Raw genomic sequence first — 25,389 nt, 5'->3', positions numbered from 1 at the left:
TTGGAATTGTGATGGAGGGAAATGTCATGCTGCTAAATGACCTAGCTACATATCTAACTGGCTCGTCCATCTTGGGCGATGGGGAAGTGCTGTGTACGGATTTGGAAGTCGATTCCCGCAAAGTAAAGGCGGGGGACTTGTTCATCTGTCTGCCCGGCCATACCGTAGACGGACATGATTATGCGCAGCAGGCTGCAGGCAAAGGGGCTGCCGCATTGGTCGTGCAGCGGCCTCTTGCGGATGTTAGTCTGCCCCAGCTCCTTGTTAAGGACAGTAGGCTTGCGATGTCTGTGCTCGCGAATGTTTTCTATGAGTCGCCGAGCCGCCGGCTTAGGGTGATAGGGATTACCGGAACTAACGGGAAGACAACGACAACTTATTTAATCGAGCGTATTTTGAATGATCATGGACATAAGACCGGGCTCATCGGTACGATCCAGCGGAAGCTGAACGGCAAGACTTACCCAATGTCCGGAACAACACCTGAATCCCTGGAGCTGCAGCGTTATCTCCATGAGATGACGGAAGCTGAAGCGGATTATTGTGTGATGGAGGTATCCTCACATGCGCTGGAGCAGGGACGTGTGAAGGGAACGGATTTTCGCACAGCCATATTTACGAATCTTACTCAGGACCACCTGGATTATCACAAGACGATGGAGGATTACCGAGCCGCTAAAGGGCTGTTCTTCTCCAGACTCGGCAATGTATTTCCGGCAAATCCTGCTGAGCGCAAGTATGCCGTTCTGAACGCGGATGATCCGGCTTCTGATTATTTTGCGAAGCTAACGGCGGTCGAAGCGATCACCTATGGGGTGGAGGCTCAGGCGGATGTACGTGCTTCCAATATTGCACTTACAGCCAAAGGCACCTCCTTCCGTGTGGATACCTTTAAGGGCAATGCCGATATTATGCTCCGCATGGTGGGCAAGTTCAATATATACAATGCGCTTGCAGCAATCACTGCAGCCTTGCTTGAGGACATCCCCCTTGAGGAGATCAAAGCTAGTCTCGAAGCTGTTCAAGGTGTGGACGGACGGGTTGAAGCTGTCGATGAAGGGCAGCCGTTTGCGGTAATCGTTGACTATGCGCATACGCCCGATGGATTGGAGAATGTCCTGACTACGGTGAAGGAAATTGCGGAAGGCCGCGTACTGTGCGTGTTTGGCTGCGGCGGCGACCGCGATCGTACCAAACGTCCTATCATGGGGCAGATTGCAGGTAAATACGCAGATCATATTCTGGTTACCTCTGATAATCCGAGAACCGAGGAGCCTGAAGCCATATTGAAGGATATTGAAGAGGGACTGCGTTCAGACGGCGTCGCAAGCAGCCGTTATGAGCTGATTGTAGACCGCAGAGAGGCTATTCAAAAGGCTATTGAAATGGCAAGCCCTGCGGATGTAGTATTGATTGCGGGGAAGGGTCATGAGACCTATCAATTGATCGGAAATACGGTACACGATTTCGATGACCGACTCGTTGCCAGAGAAGCGATAAGGAGCTTAGTCAAGTGATAAAGAGGACATTAACAGAGGTTTCAGCGCTTTGCGAAGGGGAGCTTGCACACCGTGAAGACGCTGCGATCATGATTCAGGGAGTAACTACGGATTCTCGGAAGCCGGGAGATCGGTGCCTGTTCATCCCTCTGGTGGGTGAACGGTTTGACGGACATGATTATACCGAGGAGGTTCTGCGTTCAGGGGCTGCTGCATCACTGTGGCAGCGGGATCACGGAACGCCGCCGGCCGGGCCTGTCATTCTAGTAGAGGATACGCTGGTTGCATTGCAGAAGCTGGCGGCAGGCTATTTGCGGGAAAGCGGCGCCCGCGTGATTGGAATTACCGGGAGTAACGGGAAGACCACGACGAAGGATATGGTAACCTCCCTTCTTAGCACGACATACAAGGTTCATAAAACCGAAGGTAATTTCAATAATCACATCGGACTTCCGCTTACGCTGTTGTCGATGCCGGAGCAAAGTGATTTTGTTGTCTTAGAGATGGGAATGAGTGCAAGAGGGGAGATTCGTCTGCTTTCTGAATTGGCCCATCCCGAGACAGCGATTATTACGAATATAGGTGAATCCCATTTGGAACAGCTCGGCTCCCGGGAGGAGATTGCAAGAGCCAAGACAGAGATTGCCGCAGGTATGCCGGCAGGTGGTCTGCTGCTCTATAACGGGGATGAGCCGCTCATTCCTGCCGTGTTGGACGAACCCTCAACGGTTAAGCCAGAGGGCTTGAACGGATCTACCTTTGGCTTGGGAGAGGGCTGCAGCATCCATCCTACCGGAATGATGTTTCATACCGAGGGGACGATCTTTACCGATAATACAAGCACAGATTCACAGCCGTTCAAGCTGCCGCTTCTGGGCAAACATAATGTATTGAATGCGCTTGGGGCGATAGCTTGTGCAAGGCATTACGGAATTAGCGAAGAGAATCTCCGGCTTGGCCTGGAGAAGCTGAAGCTGACGGGTATGCGCATTGAGCTGATCGAAGGCGTTAGCGGTATAACTATTCTGAACGATGCTTATAATGCCAGCCCTACCTCCATGAAGGCGGCACTAGAAGTGTTGGGATCAATGAAGGGCTTCCGTAAAAAAATCGCTGTGCTGGGAGACATGCTTGAGCTTGGCAAGGACGAGATCGAGATGCATCGGAATATTGGACGATCGCTCACGCCGCAAACGGTAGATTTGCTGTTTGTATATGGGCAGCTTGGCGCGGCGATTGCGGAAGGAGCATCCGAAGTTTTACCCGCCGCAAGTGTTGCTGCGTACAATAATAAATCTGAGCTGATTGAGGATCTCAGCACAAGACTTCATCCTAAAGACGTTGTACTTGTCAAGGCATCGCGGGGGATGCGTCTGGAAGAGGTTGTTGAAGCCGTTAGAAATCAGCCAATCATTCCATCATAGCGAAAGGGGAGAGCCATCATGGATTTTCAACTTATACTTCTTACCATCGGCGTATCCTTTATTCTCGCCGTGATTGCATCACCGCTCTTAATCCCCGTGCTGCGCCGCATGAAGTTCGGCCAGCAGATACGGGGAGAGGGACCGCAGAGCCATTTGAAAAAGGCAGGTACTCCCACCATGGGGGGGCATCGTCATCATGCTGGCGTTCACGCTGGCATTCCTGAAGTTCTCCACTACCCAGAACACTGAATTCTATGTGCTCTTGATCGGTGCGCTGGGTTTTGGATTAGTCGGATTCTTGGACGATTATATCAAGATTGTCTTCAAGCGTTCGCTGGGACTGACGCCAAAGCAGAAGCTGTTCGGACAGCTGCTGTTCGCCATTATCATTTGTGTTCTTCTCGCCCGAAGCGGTCACAGCACGGCTATAGGGATTCCAGGAACGGATATATCCTTCGATTGGATGGGATGGTTCTACTATCCATTTATTGTGGTTATGATGCTGGCTACAACTAATGCGGTTAACTTTACGGATGGTCTGGACGGCTTGCTATCAGGTGTCAGTGCGATTGCTTTCGGAGCTTATGCGGTGGTTGCCATGCAGGCAACCTCACTTCCTGCAGCGGTTTCTGCGGCCGCCATGATCGGTGCAGTTCTAGGCTTTCTCGTATTCAACGCACATCCTGCTAAGGTGTTCATGGGAGACACAGGCTCACTTGGTATCGGGGGCGCCATCGCGACGATCGCTATTGTAACTAAGAGTGAGCTGCTGTTTATCGTCATTGGCGGTATTTTCGTCATTGAGCTGTTATCCGTTATGCTGCAAGTAGCTTCATTTAAGCTGACAGGCAAGCGTATCTTTAAAATGAGTCCGATTCACCATCACTTTGAACTGTCCGGCTGGTCGGAATGGCGAGTTGTCGTCACCTTCTGGGCGGTGGGCATTATACTCGCCGGTATCGGATTGTATCTTAATAAGGGGTTGTAAACGATGAAGCATCCAGAATCATACCGCGGACAAGAGGTAGTTGTGCTTGGGCTCGCCAAGAGCGGCGTCCAGGTGGCAAAAGTGCTGCATGAAGTCGGTGCCAAAGTGACCGTCAACGATAAGAAGGATAGAGCAGAATGTCCCGAAGCATCCGAATTGGAGGCTTTGGGAATTTCTGTTCTATGCGGCGGACATCCAGATGGGCTTATTCATCCAGGGGTTCAGCTGATGGTCAAAAATCCCGGCATTCCTTATAAGGTGCCTCCTGTGCAAAAAGCGCTGGAGCTGGGCATTCCTGTTGTAACCGAGGTTGAGGTTGCCTATCATTTGTGTAAAGCGCCAATGATAGGCATTACAGGCTCCAACGGCAAGACGACAACCACGACATGGGTAGGCAAGCTGCTGGAGTCGGCGGGGATGCATCCCATCATTGCGGGCAATATTGGGACGCCGCTTTGTGAAGCAGCGGTGCAGGCCAAACCGGATGACTGGATGGTGGTTGAGCTTAGCAGCTTCCAATTAAAGGGGACGGAGGATTTCAGACCTCGTATCGGCTGCCTGCTGAACGTGGCTGAGACGCATCTGGACTATCATGGAAGCATGGAGGATTACGTGTCTTCCAAAGCGAAGCTGTTCAAACACCAGCTGGATTCCGATACAGCTATCCTGAACTGGGATGATCCGGTGTGCAGAGATTTGGTGCCCTATATTCAAGGGAAGCTATTTCCTTTCTCAATGACTGAGCCGCTGGACGAAGGGGTTTATGTGGAGCCTCCTTATGTTCCTGGTGTGGAGGATCAGCTCAGCAGGGACATTGTATACCGGAATGCTGATGGTGAGGTTCATGCCATTATTCGTACAGAAGAGATTGGTCTTGCGGGAAGATTCAATGTGGAGAACGCCTTGGCTGCAGTGGCCTGCGCTCTCGCTGCCGGGGCTGATCCGGCTAAGCTGGCGCAGCCGCTTAAGGAATTCCGCGGTGTGGAGCACCGGCTTGAATTTGTAGAAACCAAGCAAGGCGTCTCCTACTACAATAACTCCAAGGCTACGAATGCCAAGGCAACCTCTATGGCTTTAAGAGCTTTGTCCCAGCCTATTGTCCTTCTTGCAGGCGGTCTTGACCGGGGCTCTGATTATATGGAGCTTTTGCAGGATTTTAAGGATAAAGTGAAAGCTGTGGTAGCTTTGGGAGAGACGAAAGAGAAGATAGGAACAGTGGCAGAGCTAGCGGGCATAAGCCGTATCGTGCTTGTCGATACTGTGGAGACAGCCGCCGATACACTGCGTGCTGCGCTTCAGGCAGCTTCAGGCTTGGCCGAGCCCGGCGACATCGTTCTGCTGTCTCCTGCTTGCGCGAGCTGGGACATGTTCTCTTCCTATGAGGAGCGCGGACGCATTTTTAAAGAGGCGGTGCATAACCTTTAAGTAGGGGGGCCGGTACAAGCCCCTACTTATTAATAAGAGGTGGCTTCCCTTATGACGAAAGTGCGCCGTGCGCCGGATATATGGCTCTTGATCAGCATCTTGAGCCTGCTTGTTATAGGCATGGTTATGGTTTACAGCGCGGGATCGGTTCTTGGCTATCATGATTACGGAGATTCCTTCTATTTTCTGAAAAGACAGCTGCTGTTCGCAGTTCTTGGGCTGGTAGCTATGTTTTTTGCCATGAACTATGATTACCGTCTGCTCAGAAAATATGCGAAGCTCGGTCTAATCGTCTGCTTCGGTCTGATTATCATTGTGCTGATCCCCGGTATCGGGGTGGTCCGCGGAGGAGCGCGAAGCTGGCTGGGCATCAGCTCCTTTGGCATTCAGCCCTCGGAATTCATGAAGCTTGGGATGATTCTGTTTCTCTCCTATTGGCTAAGCCGGGAAGAGTCAGATATCACCCGCTTTACCAAAGGCCTGCTTCCGCCGCTTGGGCTAATCGGACTTGCCTTCGGCATTATCATGCTTCAGCCCGATTTGGGGACAGGAACCGTCATGCTGGGGGCCTCCTTGCTGATCGTCTTTACAGCCGGAGCCCGGATCAAGCATTTGGCGGCTCTGGCCTTGGCCGGGGCAGCCGGATTCGTAGGCCTGATTCTAGCGGCCCCTTACCGTCTTCAGCGTATTACAGCCTTCCTTGATCCGTGGTCTGATCCGCTTGGTGCGGGCTATCAGATCATTCAGTCGCTGTATGCCATCGGACCTGGCGGCCTTGCAGGGCTGGGACTAGGCATGAGCCGCCAGAAGTACAGCTATGTGCCTGAGCCCCAAACTGATTTTATCTTCTCCATCTTGGCGGAGGAGCTAGGGTTCATCGGCGGTGTGCTTGTCCTGCTGCTCTTCCTGATCCTGGTCTGGAGGGGCATGAGGGTTGCCATGACTATAGGAGATACTTTCGGCAGCCTGCTTGCTGTTGGGATTGTAGGCATGGTTGCCGTTCAAGTTGTCATCAATATTGGAGTCGTCATCGGTCTGATGCCGGTGACAGGCATTACCCTGCCGCTCATCAGTTACGGCGGATCCTCGCTTACACTGATGCTTACGGCACTTGGTATTTTACTTAATCTATCCCGTTATGCGAGGTGAAGACAGTGCGTATCGTTTTAAGCGGCGGCGGCACCGGTGGACATATTTACCCGGCGCTGGCCGTAGCAGAGCAAATTAAAGCAGAATATCCCGAAGCGGAATTTCTATACATCGGCGGGACCCGCGGACTGGAAAGCGGGATTGTCCCCAAACATCAACTTCGATTCGAAGCCATCGATATTACCGGTTTTCGCCGTAAATTGTCTTTGGATAACATCAAGACGGTCATGCGGTTTCTTCAAGGAGTACGAACTTCGAAGAAGCTTTTAAAAGAATTCAAACCCGACGCCGTCATCGGTACTGGAGGCTATGTCTGCGGACCGGTTGTGTACGCGGCAGCCAAGCTCGGTATCCCGAGCATTATTCACGAACAGAATGCGGTAGCGGGCTTAACGAACCGTTTTCTTAGCAAGTATGTCAACACGGTGGCCGTTAGCTTCCAAGGTATGGAGCAGGCTTTTCCGGGCGCTAAGCGCATTGTATACACCGGGAATCCAAGAGCAACGACCGTTCATCGCGCGGACCCGGCCAAAGGGTTTGCAGCGCTTGGACTGTCCTCAGACAATCCGGTGGTGCTCATTGTGGGAGGCAGTCGGGGCGCTAAGGCGATCACGGAAGCGATGGCAGATATGGCCCCGCTGGTGCAGCAGCTGGAGAAAGTCCATTTTGTCTATGTGACAGGCGAGGGATATTATGAATCTACCCTTGCTACCATTAAAGACAAGCTGGGTACGGTTCCGCACCGGCTGCATGTGCTCCCTTATATCCATAATATGCCCGAAGTACTCGCTGCCACTCAGCTGGTTGCAGGACGAGCAGGAGCCTCTTTTCTCGCTGAGATAACATCGCTTGGCATTCCTTCAATCTTAATTCCATCGCCTAATGTTACTAACAATCATCAGGAGAAGAACGCACGGCGTCTGGAGAAGGCAGGCGCAGCTAAAGTGCTGTTGGAGACGGAGCTTAATGGCCAGACGTTGTTTAACGCTATAACAGATATCATGCGTCAGCCCGAGCGGCATGCTGCCATGTCTCAGGCTGCTAGAGGGCTGGGAGAGCCGGAGGCAGCTAAGCTGCTGATGCAAGAAATGCTGAATTTAGTTCATGCGAGAAAGTAAGTAGATAGGGCGAAAGCGTATTTGGGCGATTGTCACACACTGCAAGCCGTCTTCATAAGATAATCTATAATTCGTGACCGCAAGCCCGCAAAGCTTAGGCAGCCCGATTCGAAAAGTCTAGGAGGTTTGTTAGAACGATGCGCCAGTGGATCTCGCTGTTACTTGAACATGAAGTCGGAACCGTCCTGCAAGACGAGCCGATGTCTAAATATACGACTTGGAAAATCGGCGGTCCCGCCGACGCTCTGATCATTCCAGAATCAACAAGCCAGCTTCAGCAGTTGATCCGCATTCTTCATACAGAGCGGGTTCCCTGGTTGCTGGTTGGGAAAGGCTCGAATATGCTCGTATCTGACAAGGGGATCCGTGGAGCGGTTATCAAGCTTGGTAAAGGGTTTGAAACTGCTGAATTCCGGGGAACCGAAGTGGAGGCGGGTGGAGGAGCATCTTTTGTCAGCCTTAGTATTCAAGCAGGCAAAAGATGCCTCACCGGGCTTGAGTTTGCATCTGGAATCCCAGGGACGGTTGGCGGTGCCGTGTATATGAACGCTGGAGCTCACGGGTCTGATGTGTCACGCATATTCAAGTCCGCTGAAATTGTACTGGAGACCGGTGAATTGGTGAAGTATGAGGCTGAAGATATGAGATTCGGATACCGGCGTTCCGTGCTTCAAGAACAGAAGGGGATCGTTGCAGGCACTGTTTTTTCTTTAGCGGAAGGGGACGGGGCAGTTATCCATTCATCCATGACTGCCTTCAAGGATCGCCGAAGACAGACACAGCCGCTGCAGTTGCCTTGTGCCGGAAGTGTATTCCGCAATCCTCCCGGCGATCACGCGGCAAGGCTGATTGAGGCTGCCGGACTAAAGGGACTGCGCGTCGGAGGGGCCGAAGTATCAACGCTTCATGCCAATTTCATCGTGAACAACGGGCAAGCCACAGCGGGGGACGTTCTCACCCTTATTCAGACAATCAAGGAGACGATTCAGCAGCAAAACGGAATTGCCTTGGTTCCGGAAGTATTCCTTGTGGGTGAGCGGTAAACTCGGAGGTGATACATTGGACAAATTGGTGATTGAAGGCGGGAGACCCCTATCAGGAACCATTAGCATCCATGGGGCAAAAAATGCTGCACTGCCGATCCTTGCGGCAAGCTTGCTGGCTGAAGGAAAGGTCCGGCTGCACAATGTTCCGCGGCTGCTTGACATTGAAGTCATGCTGGGCATACTGAACCGCTTGGGATGTAAGGCTGTGTTCGAGGGAGATTGTGTGACCGTGGATTCAAGTCAGGCCGATTCGTTTCATATTCCCGAGGAACTAATGGGACAAATGCGCTCTTCCATTTTTCTAATGGGACCTCTTCTGGCACGGTTCGGAGAAGTTTGTGTTTATCAGCCTGGCGGGTGTGCCATTGGAGAGAGAAAGATTGATCTTCATCTGAGAGGTCTAGAAGCGCTCGGAGCTGTGATCGAGGAGAGCGACCGGCGGATTTATTGCCGTGCCTCGAAGCTGGTCGGAGCCGACATTCATCTAGACTATCCAAGTGTGGGCGCTACGGAGAACATTATGATGGCCGCTGTTCTTGCTGAGGGAGCAACTACGATTACCAACGCGGCCCGCGAGCCTGAAATTCAAGACCTTCAGAACTTTCTGAACGAGATGGGAGCTTCGATTATCGGCGCAGGAACGGATACAATTACTATTAAGGGTGTAGCTCAGCTGTCCCCTTGCGAGTATCGGGTAATTCCTGACCGAATTGTTGCCGGCACGGTGATGATAGCTGCCGCCGTTACTCGCGGTAATGTCACCATAACCGAGTGCAACCCTGGGCATTTAGTTTCGCTGATACATGTGCTAAGACGCGCCGGTATTCAAATGCAGGTGAGCAATGATATAATTAATGTAAGCGGCCTGATTCGCCCTAAAGCGGTAGAGCGGATTGTCACTTCGCCTTACCCGGCGTTCCCCACCGATTTGCAATCTCAAGTTATGGTGCTTTTGGCGCTTGCCAATGGGGTTAGCATTATGAAAGAGACTGTGTTTGAGGGACGGTTCAAGCATGTTGATGAATTAGTCCGAATGGGTGCGGATATTACGGTTGATCTTCATTCAGCGATTATTCGCGGCGTTCCCCGCTTATACGGAGCCACTGTGGAGGCTACAGATCTGAGGGCAGGAGCCGCTCTCGTTATTGCCGGACTTGCCGCCAAAGGAAAGACCGTTGTGGAGCAGGTTCATCATATCGATAGAGGGTATGATCAGATCGAAGTGCTGTTTAGCCAGCTCGGTGCAGTAATTCATAGAGAAGCCCCGGTTCTCAGGCAGCTTGATCCTGCTTGATCCGGAATGAATAAAGCCTTGAGAGGTCCCCTCGAATCTGAGGGGATCCAAGGTGTTTGTGGAGAAGTGATTATGCCAAGAACTAGTGTCCCCGCGTTAAAAGAGCATATCCCTAAGAAACACACAAAAAGCAAGCTGCTTTGGCTGCTTATTTTGTTGTTTGCCGTGCTTCTTGCCGTCCTATTCTTCCGATCGTCACTCAGCAAAATTTCAGAGATTACGTTTCATGGCAGCACCTACGCGACCAATGCGGAGCTTCTTAAGCAAAGCGGTCTTCATACGGGGGATTCTTTCTTCGGGACAAGCGCGGATACGATTCGTAAGCGGCTGGTTTCTTTGCCTGCTGTGGAGAATGTAAAGGTGGACAAGCGTTTCCCTGGCACGATTGAGGTGACCGTTGAGGAGTACCCTTCTGTCGCTTATGAGCTTTCCAGCAGTGGTGAACTGCAAGCTTATCTATCGAACGGCAAAAGTGTTGTCGTCAAGAAGGCGATTTCTATTGAAAAGCCGATGCTGAGCGGCTGGAAGAAGGATGATATTGTCCTGATGAAGCTCTGCAGCGCTTTGTCCAAGCTGCCTGACGAGCTGACTTCGGATTTCTCCGAAATCGCTCCGTCTCCATCAGCTTCCTTTCCGGATCGGATTAAGATTTACACCCGCTCCGGGTTTGAGGTCGTGACATCAGTCTCTCTCTTGCCAGAGAAGGCGGAGTATCTGAACGGTATTGTGGGAACGCAGGAACCAGGCGTTATTACGATGCTTGAAGCGGATACTTACGAGCCCTTTCAGCCTTCTGCGTTAGAAGACGAAGAGGGTGAAAAAGAGACTACTCACGATTAGAAAACAATGATAAAATACACTTTATGGACTCTCCTGTTTGTATCCTTCTTTTTTCTTATGGTTTTTGGACTATAGTCAAATGTTGGCAGTCAAAAAATTTGTAGAAAAAAGAGGGATCGCATGAAGGGCGTTGAATATTTAGAAAGTGTATGTTCATTAATAATAGAAAATTTATTAGTTCATAGGAGGTGCCAAGGACTTGAGCAACAATGACATCATTGTTAGTTTGGACATCGGTACATCCAAAGTTCGGGCTATTATTGGGGAAATAAGCAATGGAACCTTTAATATTATTGGAGTTGGATCTGCCGACTCGGAAGGAATACGCAAAGGCGCTATAGTGGATATTGACCAAACCGTACAGTCCATCAAGAATGCAGTTGATCATGCGGAGCGTATGGTAGGTATTCAAATATCAGAAGTGTATGTCGGCATTTCGGGGAATCATATCGGACTTCAAACAAGCCACGGAGTTGTGGCTGTCTCGAACGAGGATCGGGAAATTGGCGAAGAAGACATCGAGCGTGTACTGAAGGCAGCAGAGGTGATCGCTCTTCCGCCAGAACGAGAGATTATTGATGTAGTAGCGAAGCAGTATGTAGTAGATGGCTTGGAAGGAATTCAGGATCCGCGCGGCATGATTGGTGTTCGGCTGGAGGTTGAAGCGACGATCATAACCGGAGGCAAGACGGCCATACATAACCTTTTGCGTTGTGTTGAGAAATCGGGTCTTCGAATTAAGGATTTGATACTTCTGTCCCTTGGTGCCGGCCAGCTCGCCCTTTCGAAGGATGAGAAGACCATGGGTTCCGTACTCGTTGATATCGGTGCCGGCCAGACTACGCTCGCTGTATTCGAAAGTGGAACCATTGTAGCTACATCAACACTTCCAATCGGGGGGGAATTTATAACGAATGATATAGCCTACGGGCTTCGGACTTTAACCGATCAAGCGGAGAAGGTCAAGCTTAAGTATGGCTGTGCCCTGATGGATGATGCGGCTCCTGATGTGACTTTTAAAGTTACTAGAATCGGTAGCAATGTGGATAAGGAATTTACCCAAGAGGATTTGGCGGCAATTGCCGAGCCGAGGGTTCAAGAGATTTTCCAGCTGATCAAACAGGAAGTGAAGCGTCTTGGTTACAATGAGCTTCCTGGGGGTTATATACTTACGGGTGGTACGGCTTCCATGCCGGGACTGCTGCAGGTGGCCCAGAATGAGCTGTCCGCTTCAGTAAGAGTTGCGGTGCCTGATTATATCGGTGTTCGTGATCCTGGTTTCACAAGCGGGGTAGGCATCCTGTATAATGTTATTCGTAACCTGCGGATCCACAGCGGTGGCGGAGGAGGAAACTCCAAGAAGGCGGCAAACCGGAACAAACCGGCTCCCGCTCAGGAAAGTGCCCGTAAGACGGGGTTCGTGGAACGTATTAAGAACTTATTTAGTGAATTCATATAACGATAACGGCACCCATAAAGATGGACGGGCCATCCATGCACATTGAGGGGGAGATGGAAGAGTATGTTGGAATTTGATTTTGAAATGGAGAGCTTGGCAAAAATTAAGGTCATCGGTGTAGGCGGCGGCGGAAGCAATGCGGTCAACCGAATGATCGAGAATGGTGTCCAGGGCGTAGAATTCATTACCGTGAATACGGACGCCCAGGCTCTGCATCTGGCCAAGTCTGAGCATAAATTGCAAATTGGGGACAAGCTTACGCGGGGCCTTGGAGCCGGTGCGAACCCTGAAGTCGGTAAGAAGGCGGCTGAGGAATCCAGGGACTTGATTGCCAATACACTGAAGGGTGCGGATTTGGTATTTGTAACTGCCGGCATGGGCGGCGGTACAGGTACAGGAGCCGCTCCTGTCATCGCTGAGATTGCACGTGAGTGCGGGGCGTTGACCGTTGGGGTCGTAACCCGTCCCTTCACCTTTGAAGGACGTAAGCGTTCTTCTCATGCAGAGCTTGGAATTGATGGCCTTAAGGAAAAGGTCGATACGCTTATCGTCATTCCCAATGACCGACTGCTAGAAATCGTGGACAAGAAAACCCCGATGCTGGAGGCCTTCCGGGAAGCCGATAATGTACTGCGTCAAGCCGTTCAAGGCATCTCGGATCTTATCGCTGTACCGGGCCTCATCAACCTTGACTTTGCAGATGTAAAGACCATTATGACAGAGCGCGGCTCTGCCCTGATGGGAATCGGCTTAGCTACTGGCGAGAACCGGGCTGCAGAAGCTGCACGCAAAGCGATTATGAGCCCACTTCTGGAAACTTCCATTGAAGGAGCTCGGGGTGTGATCATAAATATTACTGGCGGAGCGAACTTGTCGCTCTATGAAGTGAACGAAGCTGCCGAGATTGTGGTTTCTGCATCTGATCCGGAAGTGAACATGATCTTCGGTGCAATTATTGACGAGAGCATGAAGGAAGAAATCAAAGTAACGGTCATTGCGACCGGGTTCGAGCATAAGTCTGCACCGACCATTCCGGGACGCAGCAAACCCGTAAGCAATAATACTGCAGAACCTGCAGATCCGCGCAATTCACCGCTGCGGCCATTTGGCAACCAGCCGAGCCAGGATCAGCTGGATATTCCAACATTCCTGCGCAATCGCCGTAATAACGACTAACTTCATCAACACAAACCCGTTTAATTCTCTATGTGAGAAATAAACGGGTTTTTTGTGTATTCTGCTAGTTCCAAAAGGAGAAAGGGTTCGACAAAAGAAGTCCTGCTCTGCGCTCAATTTTAGACAGACTTCATAGATGAATGTCTTTATACTGATAGCATCCCGTCATAGGATAGCCGCTTTCTATCAGGGAGTCTAAAGGAAGCAGGCAGGTGATATTATGGTGGTTTATATTGATTTGATCTTTATGACCAACCTGCTTATAGATGGCGCTCTGCTGCTGGTGACGGCTTGGATGCGCAGACAGCGGGTCAGGGTATGGAGGATCCTCTTTGCCTCGGTTCTGGGTGCCTTGTATGTGCTTATGATGTTTCTGCCCGAGCTGTCCTTTCTATTCACCTTTCTGACGAAGTTCATATTCTCGGTGGTGATGCTATGGATAGCGTTCGGATTTAGAAGTCTGCAAAACTATCTGCGCAATTTAGGTGCCTTTTATATCGTCAATTTTGTAGCGGCAGGCGGTGTTCTGGGGAGCTATTATTTACTTCAGAGCTCTGGGGAGATATGGAACGGGATTTGGTACTCCTCCACTGGGGGGCTTGAGTTTCAGTTGAAAATAGGATCATTTTTCTCATTTGCTGTCCTTTTTGTAGTGTTATGGTGGTTTAAAAAGGTCCAGCTGGCTAAGCGCCGGCAACAGCAGACGGCTGATTACATCAGGCATGTAGAGGTCCGGATCGGGGACTCTATCGTAGCCTGTGAAGGCTTGATCGATACGGGGAACCAGCTGACTTGTCCGCTGTCGCGTATGCCAGTCATGGTAATGGAAGCCTCCCTCTGGCAGGAGCATCTTCCTGGCGAGTGGGGAGCCAAACTTGCCGCAGGAGAGGCGGACAACCTTATTCTGGAGCTTGGGGAAGACGAATCTTTTCCATGGAGAGATCGTCTGCGTTTGGTACCTTACCGGGGAATCAACAAAGGCTCGCAATTCATGCTCGCCTTAAAGCCGGACGAGGTCATTCTTAGTCTACAAGGAACACAAATTACGACCAAGCGGGTGCTGGTCGGCCTCGATGGCGGCCGTCTATCATCAGAGGGGAGTTACCAGGCTATCATTCATCCGGCTCTTGCGGAACAGCAGGCCGAGGCAATGGAGCCTGTACGGGCTCTATCATCATAGTCAAGCAGATGAGGAACAGGTTATAGCCGGGCTAAAGACAACGATAGCCTTTGCGCGGCAATCACTGGGGGAGGATTAAGAACATGCGCATGAATTTGAGGCTGCGGCTGCAGCTCCAGTACTATCGATTGCTCTTTTTGTTTGGACTTAAGAGTGAGGAGATTTACTATATTGGGGGTAGTGAAGCGCTGCCGCCTCCGCTGACCCGTGAGGAAGAAGAATTTCTGCTGCAGAAGCTGCCCTCGGGGGACTCGGCAATTCGATCGGTGCTGATTGAGCGGAACTTGCGCCTGGTTGTCTACATTGCCAGAAAATTTGAGAACACAGGTATTAACATTGAAGATCTGGTCTCGATCGGAGCGATTGGTCTGATCAAGGCTGTGAATACGTTTGATCCTGAGAAGAAAATCAAGCTGGCTACTTATGCTTCTAGGTGCATAGAGAATGAAATTTTAATGTATTTGCGGCGCAATAACAAAATCCGGTCCGAGGTTTCTTTTGATGAACCGCTGAATATTGATTGGGACGGAAATGAACTGCTGCTGTCCGATGTTCTCGGTACTGAGAACGATACGATCTATCGGAATATTGAAGAACAGGTGGACCGCAAGCTGCTGCACAAAGCCCTTGATAAGCTGACAGAACGAGAAAGAATGATTATGGAACTCCGTTTTGGCCTTCAAGGCGGAGAAGAGAAGACGCAGAAGGACGTTGCCGATTTGCTGGGCATCTCCCAGTCCTACATATCGCGGCTTGAGAAGCGGATTATTAAACGGCTGCGTAAAGAATTCAACAAAATGGTATAACTTTTGGAATTTTGAACTTAGGGATGAAGGGCCACCTTGAAGGAATAAAAAGACAGTCCCCGGAGATAATGAACATTAATGTTTCTCCTGGGGAGGTATTACACGATGACCCGTAACAAAGTCGAGATCTGCGGTGTGGATACCGCAAAGCTTCCTGTGCTTACCAATGCAGAAATGCGTGAATTGTTCCACTCATTACAGCAAGACCACGTGCGTTCAGCTAGGGAAAAATTGGTTAACGGGAATCTCCGGCTCGTGCTGAGCGTCATCCAACGATTCAACAATCGGGGAGAGTATGTTGACGATTTGTTCCAAGTGGGCTGTATTGGACTTATGAAGGCCATTGATAACTTTGACCTGTCGCAAAATGTGAAATTCTCTACCTATGCTGTGCCGATGATTATTGGTGAGATCAGGCGCTATTTACGTGACAACAACCCGATTCGTGTCTCAAGGTCATTGCGGGACATTGCCTATAAGGCATTGCAGATGCGTGACAGCCTGACCAATCAGAATTCGCGAGAGCCTACGGTTTTTGAGATTTCGGCCGCAATGGGCTTGCCCAAAGAGGATGTAGTGTTTGCTTTGGATGCCATCCAGGACCCGGTATCCCTATTTGAACCGATATACCATGACGGCGGGGATCCCATTTATGTGATGGATCAGATCAGCGATGACCGCAACAAGGATGTATCCTGGATTGAGGGGATTGCCCTCCGTGAAGCCATGCAAAGGCTGGGACGCCGGGAGAAAATGATTCTGTCCATGAGGTTCTTTGAAGGAAAGACCCAGATGGAAGTTGCCGATGAGATCGGTATCTCGCAGGCCCAGGTCTCAAGGCTTGAGAAATCCGCCATTTTACAGATGCAAAAGCACGTTAAATCTTAGAACGATCCCTTAGGGGATCGTTTTTTTATGCGTAACTTATCTTAATTGCAGAATCCTATCATATATTGAAATTAAGGCGTTTATTGGCGGTGCGGAAGGAGAGGCGAAAGCGATGAAGATATCGGATTTTCAGGCGAAGGATGTTATCAATGTGGTTGACGGAAAGCGGCTCGGGCAAATCAGTGATCTCGAGCTTGATCTTCATAAAGGGATTATTGAAGCCATCGTTGTGCCTGGCTACAGTAAATTCATGGGCCTGTTCGGCGGGGGAGACGATCTGATTATTCCATGGAAGAATATCGTGAAGATCGGAGCAGATGTTGTTCTGGTCAAAATGGAAGAGGCGCGTCTGAACAGGGTACAGGAAGCAGAGGTTATCTCTTATTCAGAAAGGGATGCACGCCTGGACCGCAGAAGCTACTAAGGCAAGGGATTACCTGGCAGAGTGCTTAGTACCTTATATCTGTGCTACACTGGGAGAAGATCGAAAGTGCGTTTACACTTGGAAAAAGGATAGAGGGTGAGAATATGGAGCCGTTTGTTAGGAGAAGTTATGATCATATAGAGAAAGAGAAGGCTGTGGAGCTTTTTGAACTGGAGGGCTGGAACGCAGAGAACGGTTGGCTAAGCGCGGGATTTACGGGTCGGCACGGGGGAGGATCTAAAGTACCCTATGAAAGCTTCAATCTGGCGCTCCATGTTGGCGACCATCCGGAGGATGTTCTGGAGAACCGCGTGCTGCTTGAACAGGAGCTTGGGTTTGAACCGGGGGCCTGGACCTGCGGGGAACAAACGCACGGGACACAGATAGCGATCGTAACCGACGAAGACCGCGGTAAAGGGCGAATGGATCGAGAGAGCGCGTTTCAGCAGACCGATGGGCTGGTTACTAATGTTCCAGGTATTCTGCTGACTTCTTTTTATGCAGACTGTGTTCCGCTCTATTTCCTCGATCCTGTTCATCGAGTGGTCGGTCTTGCTCATGCAGGCTGGAAGGGCACGGTAGGGGAGATTGCCGCCAAGATGATCGCAGTAATGGAGCAGGCTTATGGCAGCCGGCGCGAGGAGATAAGAACAGCGATCGGGCCTTCGATTGGCAGCTGCTGCTATGAGGTGGATGAAGCGGTGATAACCCGGGTAAGACCTGTGCTGGATCAGGCAGGCCTTCAGGAAATCGCAGCCGAGCCCGTGTTCAGAGAGTCTCAAAATCAAGGGCGTAAGATGCTGAACTTGAAAGAATTGAATCGAATTATTATGATAAAAGCAGGAATCCTGCCGACCCATATCGAATGTACTACATGGTGTACAAGCTGTCACAATACTCATTTCTTCTCCTATCGCAAGGAGAACGGAGTGACGGGAAGAATGGCGAGCTGGATTGGCATGAAGGAGAGGTGAGCCTTTCGTTGTCGCTCAAGGAACGGATAGATCAGGTAGAAGCAAGGATCAGCAAGGCTTGCGAAGCAAGCGGCAGATCCCGTGAAGACATTAACCTAGTGGCGGTGACCAAATACGTCTCGGCAGCTGAGACGGCTGCGGTTCTCCAGGCGGGACTTACCCATATAGGCGAGAACAGGGTTTCTGTAGCTGTACCCAAATGGGAAGCGCTAAACGGGCAAGGGATATGGCATTTTATCGGCAGTCTGCAAAGTAAGAAAGTTAAAGATGTCATCGGAAAATTTGCATATATACATTCGCTGGATCGAATGTCTCTGGCTCAGGAGTTGGAGAAACGGGCAGGAGCTGCAGGCCAGGTGGTCAAGGCTTTTATTCAGATCAATATCTCCGGCGAGCAGAGCAAGCAGGGATTAACCCCTGAAGAGGCTCCCGCATTTCTGAAGGACACAGCTTCTCTTCAGCATTTGGACATCGTGGGGCTGATGACCATGGCTCCCTTTGAGGCGGAGCCCGAGCATACACGCCCCGTATTCCGGGGGCTTCGGGAGCTTAGGGACGAACTGAACCGTATGGCCATCACCAGACAGCCGATGACCGAGCTGTCGATGGGGATGTCGAATGATTTTGAAGTGGCGATTGAAGAAGGGGCAACCTGGCTGCGTCTTGGGTCTCTTTTAGTCGGGAAAGGAGAGGTTTCTTAATGGGTGTTATGAACCGCTTTATGAACTTCTTTGGTTTACAGGAAGAAGAGGAAGTTGTAGAACGCGAGAAACTTTCCGGGACAGAGGAGCAGGAAATTGAAACCCCTGGCTTCGAACCCCGTAGAAATCAGAAGGGGAGCAATGTGGTCAGCATTCATTCCCAGAAGAATGTCAAAGTAATTCTGTATGAACCGCGCTCTTACGACGAAGCGCAGGAGATCGCCGACCATCTGCGTTCTCACCGTTCCGTTGTAGTGAATCTTCAACGCGTTAGAAACGATCAGGCGCTGCGGATTATCGACTTCCTTAGCGGTACAGTTTATGCGCTTAGCGGAAGCATTTCCAAGATCGGCGGCAATATCTTCTTGTGCACGCCGGATACTGTTGAAATTCAAGGCTCCATCACAGAGATACTTGCGGAGGAACAAGACTATAACAGAATGAGGTGACAGAGAACTTGAGCTTTGATTTAATTAGCTTTATTGCGCTATTAACTACGATTTATTCTTATATGATCATTATTTACGTGCTGATGTCATGGGTACCGAGCATTCAGGAGAGCTTTATCGGTGAGATGCTTGGCAAGATGGTGGAACCGTTTCTAACGCCGTTCCGCAGATTCATTCCGCCGATTATGGGCATGATTGATATTTCGCCGATCGTTGCTTTGTTTGCTCTTCGCTTTGCGTCGTACGGCTTATCTTCAATTTTAATTCGTATGATGGGGTAGGGCATCATGGGACATGACATCTATGAACATTTTCATCCAGATGAACGCCAATTTGTAGACCGGGCATGGGAATGGGTTACAAATGCAGGGGATTATCATGAAATGAAGCTGACCGATTTTCTGGATCCCCGGCAAGCGTTTATCCTGGAGAGTCTCGTTAACCGTCATCCTGATGCAGCTATCCAGCTGTCCGGCGGATATGAAGGTGCGGAGCGTAAGCGGGCGCTGGTTGCGCCGGATTACCGTGACTTGGCTGCAGAATCGTTGTCCCTGGCTGTATTGTCAATCTCTTCGGAGGATTCCAGAATAGATGAGCTAGATCATGGCGACTATTTAGGCTCGATTTTAGGCCTTGGCTTAAAACGGGACAAGATTGGTGATATCCATGTGCATGAAGATGGCTGTCATGTAGTCATTGCCGAAGAGATAGGGGCTTTCTTAACAACACATTTGCATCAGGTTCACCGTTTATCCGTATATAGCGAGCTGATCAGTCCGGAGGAGCTGCGCGTCTCATCCGTACATTTAGAGCCGCTGGATTTAACGGTGGCTTCTTTACGTTTGGATGGCATTGTGAGTGATGTATACCGGTTAAGCCGTAGCAAGGTTTTAATTCCAATCCGAGCAGGCCGCTGTCGTGTGAACTGGAAGGCTGAAGAGGATCCTTCCAAGCCGCTAAAAGCGGGAGATGTCGTTTCACTTCAGGGATTCGGGCGCTTTAAAGTGCTTGAATTGGACGGTCTGACGAAAAAGGGCAGGTACCGCGTGAAAATCGGAAAATTTGTATAATTTTCATGCAGGATTTATGCAGGAGATTGAATGTCTCTGTCGAATTAGAAGAGTTACCTGAACATTGCAAGCCCTGCTGCTTTCCACAGGAAAGTCAGTGACAGTCAGGATGGAATATGCCTTCGTGCAGTTACTGCTCGAGATGATGCATAGAATTAACGGTTAACAATCATTCAGGAGGTGCCCCACATGCCATTAACACCGCTGGACATACATAACAAGGAGTTCTCTCGCAGACTTCGGGGTTATGATGAGGACGAGGTGAACGAGTTCCTCGATCAAGTGATCAAGGATTACGAGAGTGTTATTCGAGAGAACAAGGAACTGCAGAACCAGCTGTTGACGGTACAGGAGAAGCTGGACCATTTTGCAAATATTGAGGAAACCCTGAGCAAGACGATTATCGTTGCGCAGGAAGCGGCCGATGAGGTTAGAAACAATGCGAAGAAAGAGGCTCAGCTAATTCTCAAGGAAGCAGAGAAGAATGCGGATCGCATTGTGAATGAGGCGTTGGCTAAATCACGCCGGGTTTCTCTGGAAGTAGAGGAGCTGAAGAAGCAGGCTTCTATCTACCGTGCCAGATTCCGGACACTTGTGGAAGCTCAGTTGGAGTTGCTTACCCAGGAGAGCTGGGAATCTCTTGAAGACCGCAACATCGAGCGTGAAGTGAAGGAGATTTATTAGATCCTTGGGATGGTTGACTTTTCAATCAAACGCGCTAAAATAGGGAATATCTAAATGTTGATAAAATAAAGATCGATGATGGGAACCCGTACATGGTGAACCTTGATCCCCAGAGAGTTGGCATATGCTGCAAGCCAATGTTCAAGCCGCCAATCGTATATCCTCCCTGAGATGTGAAGCTGAAATTTCCCTCTGGAAAGTGTAAGCCTAACCGGTTGCCTGACGTTATTCAGGCCTCGTATGCATTGTACGGGTACTAAAGTGCCATGGCAGCTCCATTTACGGCAGCTTAACCATGGAATTAGGGTGGTAACGCGAGCAGAAGTCTCGTCCCTTTGGGGACGAGGCTTTTTTTGTTTTTCTGCACCAACAAGAGCTTAGCATACCTTTAATAAACACGAAAGGAAGTTATGAAATTGCAAAAAGTGGATGTGAAAGAGAAGGCGCGGGCACGTGAACAACGCATCTTGGCGAAATGGCAGGGTGAAGATACGTTCAAGCGCAGTATCGAGAATCGTAAGGGACGGCCGAATTATGTGTTCTTCGAAGGCCCGCCTACTGCAAACGGGAAGCCTCATATTGGCCACGTTCTTGGACGGGTAATCAAGGATTTTATCGGCCGCTATCAGACGATGAACGGCTACCGTGTAGTCCGCAAAGCGGGTTGGGATACGCATGGGCTGCCCGTGGAGCTCGGGGTTGAGAAGCAGCTTGGCATCTCCGGCAAGCATGAAATCGAGAACTATGGTATTGAAGAATTTGTGAAGAAATGTAAGGCAAGCGTGTTCGAATATGAGAAGCAATGGCGTGAGCTTACGGAAGCGATCGGTTACTGGACAGATCTCGATCATCCATACATCACCATGGATAACAACTATATCGAAAGCGTGTGGAATATTCTTTCGACGATCCATGGCAAAGGCCTGCTCTATCGTGGACACCGGGTAAGCCCATATTGTCCTAGCTGCCAAACTACGCTGAGCTCTCATGAAGTAGCCCAAGGCTACGAAGATGTGAAGGATCTCAGTGCGACGGCCAAATTCAAGCTGAAGGACAGCGGAGAATATGTTCTCGCCTGGACAACTACGCCTTGGACGCTGCCGGCGAATTCCGCTTTGGCGGTGAATCCTAAGCTGGAATACGCTCGTGTCAAGCAAGGGGAAGAAGTTTATATTGTAGCTAAAAATCTTGCCGAGAGTGTGCTTAAAGGAGACTACGAAATTCTCTCCACCATGCCGGGAGCTGACCTCGTAGGCAGAGCTTATATTGCTCCATTTGATTACATTCATCCAGAGAATGGGCTAAAAGTGCTCGGCGCTGATTTTGTTACTGAATCAAGCGGTACAGGTATTGTCCACATGGCACCTGCTCATGGTGAAGATGACTATAAGACCTGCCGTGAGCATGGAGTTGAATTCATTAATGTGGTAGACAGCCGCGGCCGTTACACGGATCGTGTATCGGATTTGGCCGGACGCTTCGTCAAAGACGGCGAAGTGGATATTGAAATTGTGAAGATGCTGTCCGAGCGGGGCCTGCTGTATAGCAAAGAAAAGTATGAGCATAGCTATCCGTTCTGCTGGCGCTGTAAAACACCGCTTCTCTACTATGCAATGGACAGCTGGTTTATCAAGACTACGGCCGTTAAGGAGCAGCTGATTGCGAACAACAATACAGTTCAGTGGTATCCTGAGCATATCCGTGAAGGTCGGTTTGGCAAGTTCCTCGATGACTTGGTGGACTGGAATATCAGCCGTAACCGCTACTGGGGGACTCCGCTGAACGTATGGGTATGTGAGGCGACAGGCAAAGAGTATGCGCCTAGCAGCATTGCTGACCTGCGTGAGCGCGCGGTTGGAGATGTCCCAGAGGACATTGAGCTGCACAAGCCGTATGTGGACCAGATTAAACTGAAGTCCCCGTTCCAGGAAGGCGCCGTGATGACAAGAACGCCGGAAGTGATCGACGTATGGTTCGACAGCGGCTCGATGCCATTCGCACAGCAGCACTTTCCGTTCGAGAATGAAGAAGGCTTTGCCGATCAATATCCTGCGGATATGATCTGTGAGGGGATCGACCAGACTCGCGGATGGTTCTACAGCTTACTTGCTGTATCTACGCTCTACAACGGTAAGGCTCCATACAAAGCTGTAATTGCAACAGGGCATGTGCTGGATGAGAACGGCCAGAAGATGTCTAAATCTAAAGGCAATGTAATTGATCCGTGGGATATCATTGAAGAGTACGGTACCGATGCGTTCAGATGGGCGCTCTTGTCGGACAGTGCGCCTTGGAACAGCAAACGCTTCTCCAAAGGAATTGTGGCAGAGGCTAAATCCAAGGTAATTGACACTCTGGTAAATACACATTCCTTCCTGGCGCTGTATGCCAATATTGACGGATATCAGCCGGAAGCTCATCCGTATCGCCCTTCCGAGAATAAGCTGGACCGCTGGATTCTGTCCCGGGTTAACAGCTTGATTCTGACCGTTGAGAAAGGCCTTGCCGTCAATGACTTCCTGAATCCTGCCAAAGCGATCGAAGGCTTTATCGATGAGCTGAGCAACTGGTATATCCGGCGTTCGCGTGACCGCTTCTGGGGCGAAGGACTGCAGGATGACAAGCTTTCGGCATATCAGACGCTGACCCAGGTTCTGCTTACTTTGGCGAAGTTAATGGCACCATATACGCCTATGCTGTCTGAAGATATCTTCAATAATCTAGGCGGCGGGGAAAGTGTTCATTTTGCCGATTATCCGAAGGCCGATGAGACGCTGATCGACAAGATGCTTGAGGCGGATATGGAGACCGCTCGTCAAATTGTTGAGCTTGCTCGTAACGTTCGGAATGAAACGGGAATTAAAACACGCCAGCCTTTGTCTAGCTTGATTGTATCCATTGATCACAGCTTCAATGTGGGAGATTATGAAGAGATTATCAAAGAAGAAATTAATGTAAAGAATCTGGAAATTGAATCCACCGACAGCGGATTCGTAGATTTCACACTGAAGCTTAACCTTAAGGTTGCCGGTAAGAAGTATGGAAAAAATGTAGGTTTCTTGCAGGGCCTCTTTAAAAATATGTCTCCAGAGGATACACGCCAGGTTGTTGATAGCGGAGTGCTTCGTGTAACCTCCCCTGAAGGAGAGGCACTTGAAGTGACCTCAGAAGAGCTGTTAGTTGAGAAACAGGCTAAAGAGGGCTTTGCTTCCGCTTCAGGCTATGGTATTACGGTGGCGCTGAATACAGATATCACGCCAGAGCTTGAGCAGGAAGGCTGGGTTCGTGAAGTGGTTCGGGCCGTTCAGGATACCCGCAAGAAGCTTGATTTGGCAATCGAGAAACGGGTTAATCTGACACTTAAGGTTGATGATCAGCTGAAATCAGCGATCGAGGCTTTTGAACAGGTGCTGCGTGAAAATGTGCTTGTTAATGAGGTTAGCTTTGGAGAGAAAGAGCCCATGGAGCTGGTAGACCTGGGTTCCAAGCAAATTGGAGTCCATATCGCGGAATGAATCTAACCCTTGCCGTATGATATGAGGGGACTTCACGTATAATAGAATACAAGAACATGTAGAACGAGCCGATAATTCGCTCCCCGAGGAGCGATCGGCTCGTTTGCTTGTAAGGCCGCTTGTTACAAGGTACAAGGATGGGGGCACCAATGAAGAAGGGAACCGACCAGGATCAAAGCCGCAACAGTGGTGAAAATAAAGAGATCAGTACCGATGAAATGAACAAGAGAATAAACGCTATATATGAGCTCACGTTGTATTGGACTCGCGAATTAGAGAAGTCCCGTATTGCAGACTATACCCAGCTGCTGCATCGCCCCATAAAGTTAATTTGGCTGAATTTGCTGTCCGGAACTGCGCGCGGAGTAGGGATCGCCATCGGCTTTACCTTTTTTGCTGCCACAATTATATATGTGTTACAGGTGCTGGGGGCCTTGAATCTCCCTATTATTGGGGATTACATTGCCGATCTCGTCCGTATTGTCCAACGCCAAATGGAGCTCAATACTTATTAGAACCTGTTCCAAGGGAGTCTTCCGAAGCTAAATGCTTTGTTGCCTTCATGTGCTTACGGTAAAAGGCATTGCGGTAAAAGACCGGGTTGTTGCCGTAAATATCGGTGGCTACAAAGCTCTCATAAGGCTCGACAAAGCCATCCAGCTCATTATCGGCTTCAACCTCCATGTCGTTATAATCGTCTATTTCCGAGCTTTCACCCATCGCTGGAGTGTTGGATGAGCCGTAGCTTTCAACAATCTGCCAGGCATCTTCGCCATCGAACCCGTTCTGATCCTCGCGGTCATCCATGCTGGTTCTGCCAAAGGGCGGATCAAGGAAAACTTCTTCAATGGGTCTTCGCTGGGAGACGAAAGACTGCGGGCTGTGCGCTTTACAGTATTTTGTTTCCGGAAGAGCATAGAGGCGCTCTTTATCAATCGGCTGTCCACAGGTTTCACATATACCATAGGTACCATTCTCAATACGCTCCAAAGCTTCGTCAATGCGAGTTAATCTGTATTCTTCTTGCTCATTTAAGGCCAGGTCCTTGGAGCGTTCGAACATCTCACTGCCGACGTCTGCCGGATGATTGTCATTGGTGGAGAGTTCCCCGGTAGTATCACGAAGAGACGCCTGAATCCCAAAGTGGCCGTTATCACAAAGTCTGTTCTCGAAGTCCTTCTTCTGCTCAAGGAGCTTGGTCTTAAGCTCGTGCAGATCATGCTGGCTAAGATGGGTCATGGGAATGCTCCTTTCCGAATACCGCTTAAGCAGCGATCTTT

The 25,389-nt window shown here is 50.0% G+C and carries 23 protein-coding genes, 1 pseudogene and 1 other annotated feature; of the genes and pseudogenes, 23 read left to right on the top strand and 1 reads right to left on the bottom strand.

Annotated elements, in window-relative coordinates; genetic code table 11:
• The first annotated feature begins 26 nt into the window (after window positions 1-26).
• The 23 genes and pseudogenes from DCC85_RS14820 to DCC85_RS14710 all read left to right on the top strand — a co-directional run bounded on the left by DCC85_RS14820 (window position 27) and on the right by DCC85_RS14710 (window position 24,624).
• Window positions 27-1,517, top strand: a complete 1,491-nt coding sequence (locus tag DCC85_RS14820; RefSeq protein ID WP_108466294.1) for a UDP-N-acetylmuramoyl-L-alanyl-D-glutamate--2,6-diaminopimelate ligase — start codon at window positions 27-29, stop codon at window positions 1,515-1,517.
• On the top strand, window positions 1,517-2,923 hold the full coding sequence (locus DCC85_RS14815) for a UDP-N-acetylmuramoyl-tripeptide--D-alanyl-D-alanine ligase (RefSeq protein WP_108467891.1): 1,407 nt from the start codon (window positions 1,517-1,519) through the stop codon (window positions 2,921-2,923). Before DCC85_RS14820 ends, DCC85_RS14815 begins: the two co-directional genes overlap by 1 nt.
• Window positions 2,924-2,941: 18 nt before the next feature.
• A pseudogene (gene mraY / locus DCC85_RS14810) lies at window positions 2,942-3,911 on the top strand (phospho-N-acetylmuramoyl-pentapeptide-transferase).
• Between the two features lie 3 nt (window positions 3,912-3,914).
• Complete coding sequence (murD, locus tag DCC85_RS14805) at window positions 3,915-5,336, top strand: UDP-N-acetylmuramoyl-L-alanine--D-glutamate ligase (RefSeq protein ID WP_108466293.1); 1,422 nt, start codon at window positions 3,915-3,917, stop codon at window positions 5,334-5,336.
• A 51-nt stretch (window positions 5,337-5,387) separates the two neighbouring features.
• The gene (gene spoVE, locus DCC85_RS14800; protein WP_108466292.1) at window positions 5,388-6,485 is read left to right on the top strand and encodes a stage V sporulation protein E; all 1,098 of its coding nucleotides are present in this window, start codon (window positions 5,388-5,390) and stop codon (window positions 6,483-6,485) included.
• A gap of 5 nt (window positions 6,486-6,490) precedes the next feature.
• A complete protein-coding gene (murG, locus tag DCC85_RS14795; RefSeq protein ID WP_108466291.1) occupies window positions 6,491-7,603 on the top strand; it encodes an undecaprenyldiphospho-muramoylpentapeptide beta-N-acetylglucosaminyltransferase in 1,113 nt (370 codons plus the stop codon).
• A 137-nt stretch (window positions 7,604-7,740) separates the two neighbouring features.
• Window positions 7,741-8,646 carry a UDP-N-acetylmuramate dehydrogenase gene (gene murB, locus DCC85_RS14790; protein WP_108466290.1) on the top strand — a complete coding sequence of 302 codons (906 nt, stop codon included), beginning with the start codon at window positions 7,741-7,743 and terminating at the stop codon, window positions 8,644-8,646.
• 16 nt (window positions 8,647-8,662) lie between these two features.
• The gene (murA, locus tag DCC85_RS14785; protein WP_108466289.1) at window positions 8,663-9,943 is read left to right on the top strand and encodes a UDP-N-acetylglucosamine 1-carboxyvinyltransferase; all 1,281 of its coding nucleotides are present in this window, start codon (window positions 8,663-8,665) and stop codon (window positions 9,941-9,943) included.
• Between the two features lie 72 nt (window positions 9,944-10,015).
• Complete coding sequence (locus DCC85_RS14780; protein ID WP_108466288.1) at window positions 10,016-10,783, top strand: cell division protein FtsQ/DivIB; 768 nt, start codon at window positions 10,016-10,018, stop codon at window positions 10,781-10,783.
• 199 nt (window positions 10,784-10,982) lie between these two features.
• Entirely contained in the window at window positions 10,983-12,242 is a 1,260-nt protein-coding gene (gene ftsA, locus DCC85_RS14775; protein WP_108466287.1) for a cell division protein FtsA, read from the top strand.
• 63 nt (window positions 12,243-12,305) lie between these two features.
• Entirely contained in the window at window positions 12,306-13,418 is a 1,113-nt protein-coding gene (gene ftsZ, locus DCC85_RS14770) for a cell division protein FtsZ (protein WP_108466286.1), read from the top strand.
• A 220-nt stretch (window positions 13,419-13,638) separates the two neighbouring features.
• Window positions 13,639-14,598, top strand: a complete 960-nt coding sequence (gene spoIIGA / locus DCC85_RS14765; protein ID WP_108466285.1) for a sigma-E processing peptidase SpoIIGA — start codon at window positions 13,639-13,641, stop codon at window positions 14,596-14,598.
• A gap of 83 nt (window positions 14,599-14,681) precedes the next feature.
• A complete protein-coding gene (gene sigE / locus DCC85_RS14760) occupies window positions 14,682-15,404 on the top strand; it encodes an RNA polymerase sporulation sigma factor SigE (RefSeq protein WP_108466284.1) in 723 nt (240 codons plus the stop codon).
• Window positions 15,405-15,509: 105 nt separating this feature from the next.
• Window positions 15,510-16,292, top strand: coding sequence for an RNA polymerase sporulation sigma factor SigG (sigG, locus tag DCC85_RS14755; protein ID WP_108466283.1), 783 nt, complete (start codon window positions 15,510-15,512; stop codon window positions 16,290-16,292).
• Window positions 16,293-16,404: 112 nt separating this feature from the next.
• Entirely contained in the window at window positions 16,405-16,716 is a 312-nt protein-coding gene (locus tag DCC85_RS14750; protein WP_108466282.1) for a YlmC/YmxH family sporulation protein, read from the top strand.
• A 104-nt stretch (window positions 16,717-16,820) separates the two neighbouring features.
• Window positions 16,821-17,690, top strand: a complete 870-nt coding sequence (gene pgeF, locus DCC85_RS14745) for a peptidoglycan editing factor PgeF (RefSeq protein ID WP_108466281.1) — start codon at window positions 16,821-16,823, stop codon at window positions 17,688-17,690.
• 8 nt (window positions 17,691-17,698) lie between these two features.
• A complete protein-coding gene (locus DCC85_RS14740) occupies window positions 17,699-18,391 on the top strand; it encodes a YggS family pyridoxal phosphate-dependent enzyme (RefSeq protein WP_108466280.1) in 693 nt (230 codons plus the stop codon).
• Entirely contained in the window at window positions 18,391-18,840 is a 450-nt protein-coding gene (locus DCC85_RS14735; RefSeq protein WP_108466279.1) for a cell division protein SepF, read from the top strand. The genes DCC85_RS14740 and DCC85_RS14735 overlap by 1 nt, the downstream gene beginning before the upstream one ends.
• 8 nt (window positions 18,841-18,848) lie before the next feature.
• Window positions 18,849-19,121, top strand: a complete 273-nt coding sequence (locus DCC85_RS14730; RefSeq protein WP_108466278.1) for a YggT family protein — start codon at window positions 18,849-18,851, stop codon at window positions 19,119-19,121.
• A gap of 6 nt (window positions 19,122-19,127) precedes the next feature.
• Window positions 19,128-19,910, top strand: coding sequence for a YlmH family RNA-binding protein (locus DCC85_RS14725; protein WP_108466277.1), 783 nt, complete (start codon window positions 19,128-19,130; stop codon window positions 19,908-19,910).
• Between the two features lie 189 nt (window positions 19,911-20,099).
• Window positions 20,100-20,594 (top strand): DivIVA domain-containing protein, encoded by a 495-nt coding sequence (locus DCC85_RS14720; protein ID WP_108466276.1) that lies wholly within the window; start codon window positions 20,100-20,102, stop codon window positions 20,592-20,594.
• Window positions 20,595-20,660: 66 nt separating this feature from the next.
• Window positions 20,661-20,932, top strand: a binding site (T-box leader).
• Window positions 20,933-21,004: 72 nt separating this feature from the next.
• Window positions 21,005-24,109: an isoleucine--tRNA ligase gene (ileS, locus tag DCC85_RS14715; protein WP_442789495.1), complete on the top strand. Its 3,105-nt coding sequence runs from the start codon at window positions 21,005-21,007 to the stop codon at window positions 24,107-24,109.
• Window positions 24,110-24,327: 218 nt separating this feature from the next.
• The gene (locus DCC85_RS14710; RefSeq protein ID WP_108467890.1) at window positions 24,328-24,624 is read left to right on the top strand and encodes a DUF5665 domain-containing protein; all 297 of its coding nucleotides are present in this window, start codon (window positions 24,328-24,330) and stop codon (window positions 24,622-24,624) included.
• On the opposite strand, the gene DCC85_RS14705 is transcribed toward DCC85_RS14710, so the two are convergent.
• Entirely contained in the window at window positions 24,611-25,348 is a 738-nt protein-coding gene (locus DCC85_RS14705; protein WP_108466274.1) for a TraR/DksA C4-type zinc finger protein, read from the bottom strand. The two genes, DCC85_RS14710 and DCC85_RS14705, sit on opposite strands and share 14 nt — an antisense overlap.
• Window positions 25,349-25,389 lie beyond the last annotated feature (41 nt).

It is taken from the genome of Paenibacillus sp. CAA11 (genome assembly GCF_003060825.1).
GTDB lineage: Bacteria > Bacillota > Bacilli > Paenibacillales > Paenibacillaceae > Fontibacillus.
The sequence above is the reverse complement of the archived record's forward strand: the minus strand, read 5'-3'. Positions and strand labels throughout refer to the sequence as shown.

What these genes read in the sequence shown, in the direction of transcription:
- DCC85_RS14735 (WP_108466279.1), top strand. Translation starts at nt 18,391, where the DNA reads ATGGGTGTTATGAACCGCTTTATGAACTTCTTTGGTTTACAGGAAGAA.
- DCC85_RS14720 (WP_108466276.1), top strand. Translation starts at nt 20,100, where the DNA reads ATGCCATTAACACCGCTGGACATACATAACAAGGAGTTCTCTCGCAGA.
- ftsZ (WP_108466286.1), top strand. Translation starts at nt 12,306, where the DNA reads ATGTTGGAATTTGATTTTGAAATGGAGAGCTTGGCAAAAATTAAGGTC.
- murB (WP_108466290.1), top strand. Translation starts at nt 7,741, where the DNA reads ATGCGCCAGTGGATCTCGCTGTTACTTGAACATGAAGTCGGAACCGTC.
- spoIIGA (WP_108466285.1), top strand. Translation starts at nt 13,639, where the DNA reads ATGGTGGTTTATATTGATTTGATCTTTATGACCAACCTGCTTATAGAT.
- DCC85_RS14725 (WP_108466277.1), top strand. Translation starts at nt 19,128, where the DNA reads ATGGGACATGACATCTATGAACATTTTCATCCAGATGAACGCCAATTT.
- pgeF (WP_108466281.1), top strand. Translation starts at nt 16,821, where the DNA reads ATGGAGCCGTTTGTTAGGAGAAGTTATGATCATATAGAGAAAGAGAAG.
- spoVE (WP_108466292.1), top strand. Translation starts at nt 5,388, where the DNA reads ATGACGAAAGTGCGCCGTGCGCCGGATATATGGCTCTTGATCAGCATC.
- DCC85_RS14710 (WP_108467890.1), top strand. Translation starts at nt 24,328, where the DNA reads ATGAACAAGAGAATAAACGCTATATATGAGCTCACGTTGTATTGGACT.
- DCC85_RS14780 (WP_108466288.1), top strand. Translation starts at nt 10,016, where the DNA reads ATGCCAAGAACTAGTGTCCCCGCGTTAAAAGAGCATATCCCTAAGAAA.
- ileS (WP_442789495.1), top strand. Translation starts at nt 21,005, where the DNA reads ATGAAATTGCAAAAAGTGGATGTGAAAGAGAAGGCGCGGGCACGTGAA.
- sigG (WP_108466283.1), top strand. Translation starts at nt 15,510, where the DNA reads ATGACCCGTAACAAAGTCGAGATCTGCGGTGTGGATACCGCAAAGCTT.
- DCC85_RS14705 (WP_108466274.1), bottom strand. Translation starts at nt 25,348, where the DNA reads ATGACCCATCTTAGCCAGCATGATCTGCACGAGCTTAAGACCAAGCTC.
- DCC85_RS14820 (WP_108466294.1), top strand. Translation starts at nt 27, where the DNA reads ATGCTGCTAAATGACCTAGCTACATATCTAACTGGCTCGTCCATCTTG.
- murD (WP_108466293.1), top strand. Translation starts at nt 3,915, where the DNA reads ATGAAGCATCCAGAATCATACCGCGGACAAGAGGTAGTTGTGCTTGGG.
- sigE (WP_108466284.1), top strand. Translation starts at nt 14,682, where the DNA reads ATGCGCATGAATTTGAGGCTGCGGCTGCAGCTCCAGTACTATCGATTG.
- DCC85_RS14750 (WP_108466282.1), top strand. Translation starts at nt 16,405, where the DNA reads ATGAAGATATCGGATTTTCAGGCGAAGGATGTTATCAATGTGGTTGAC.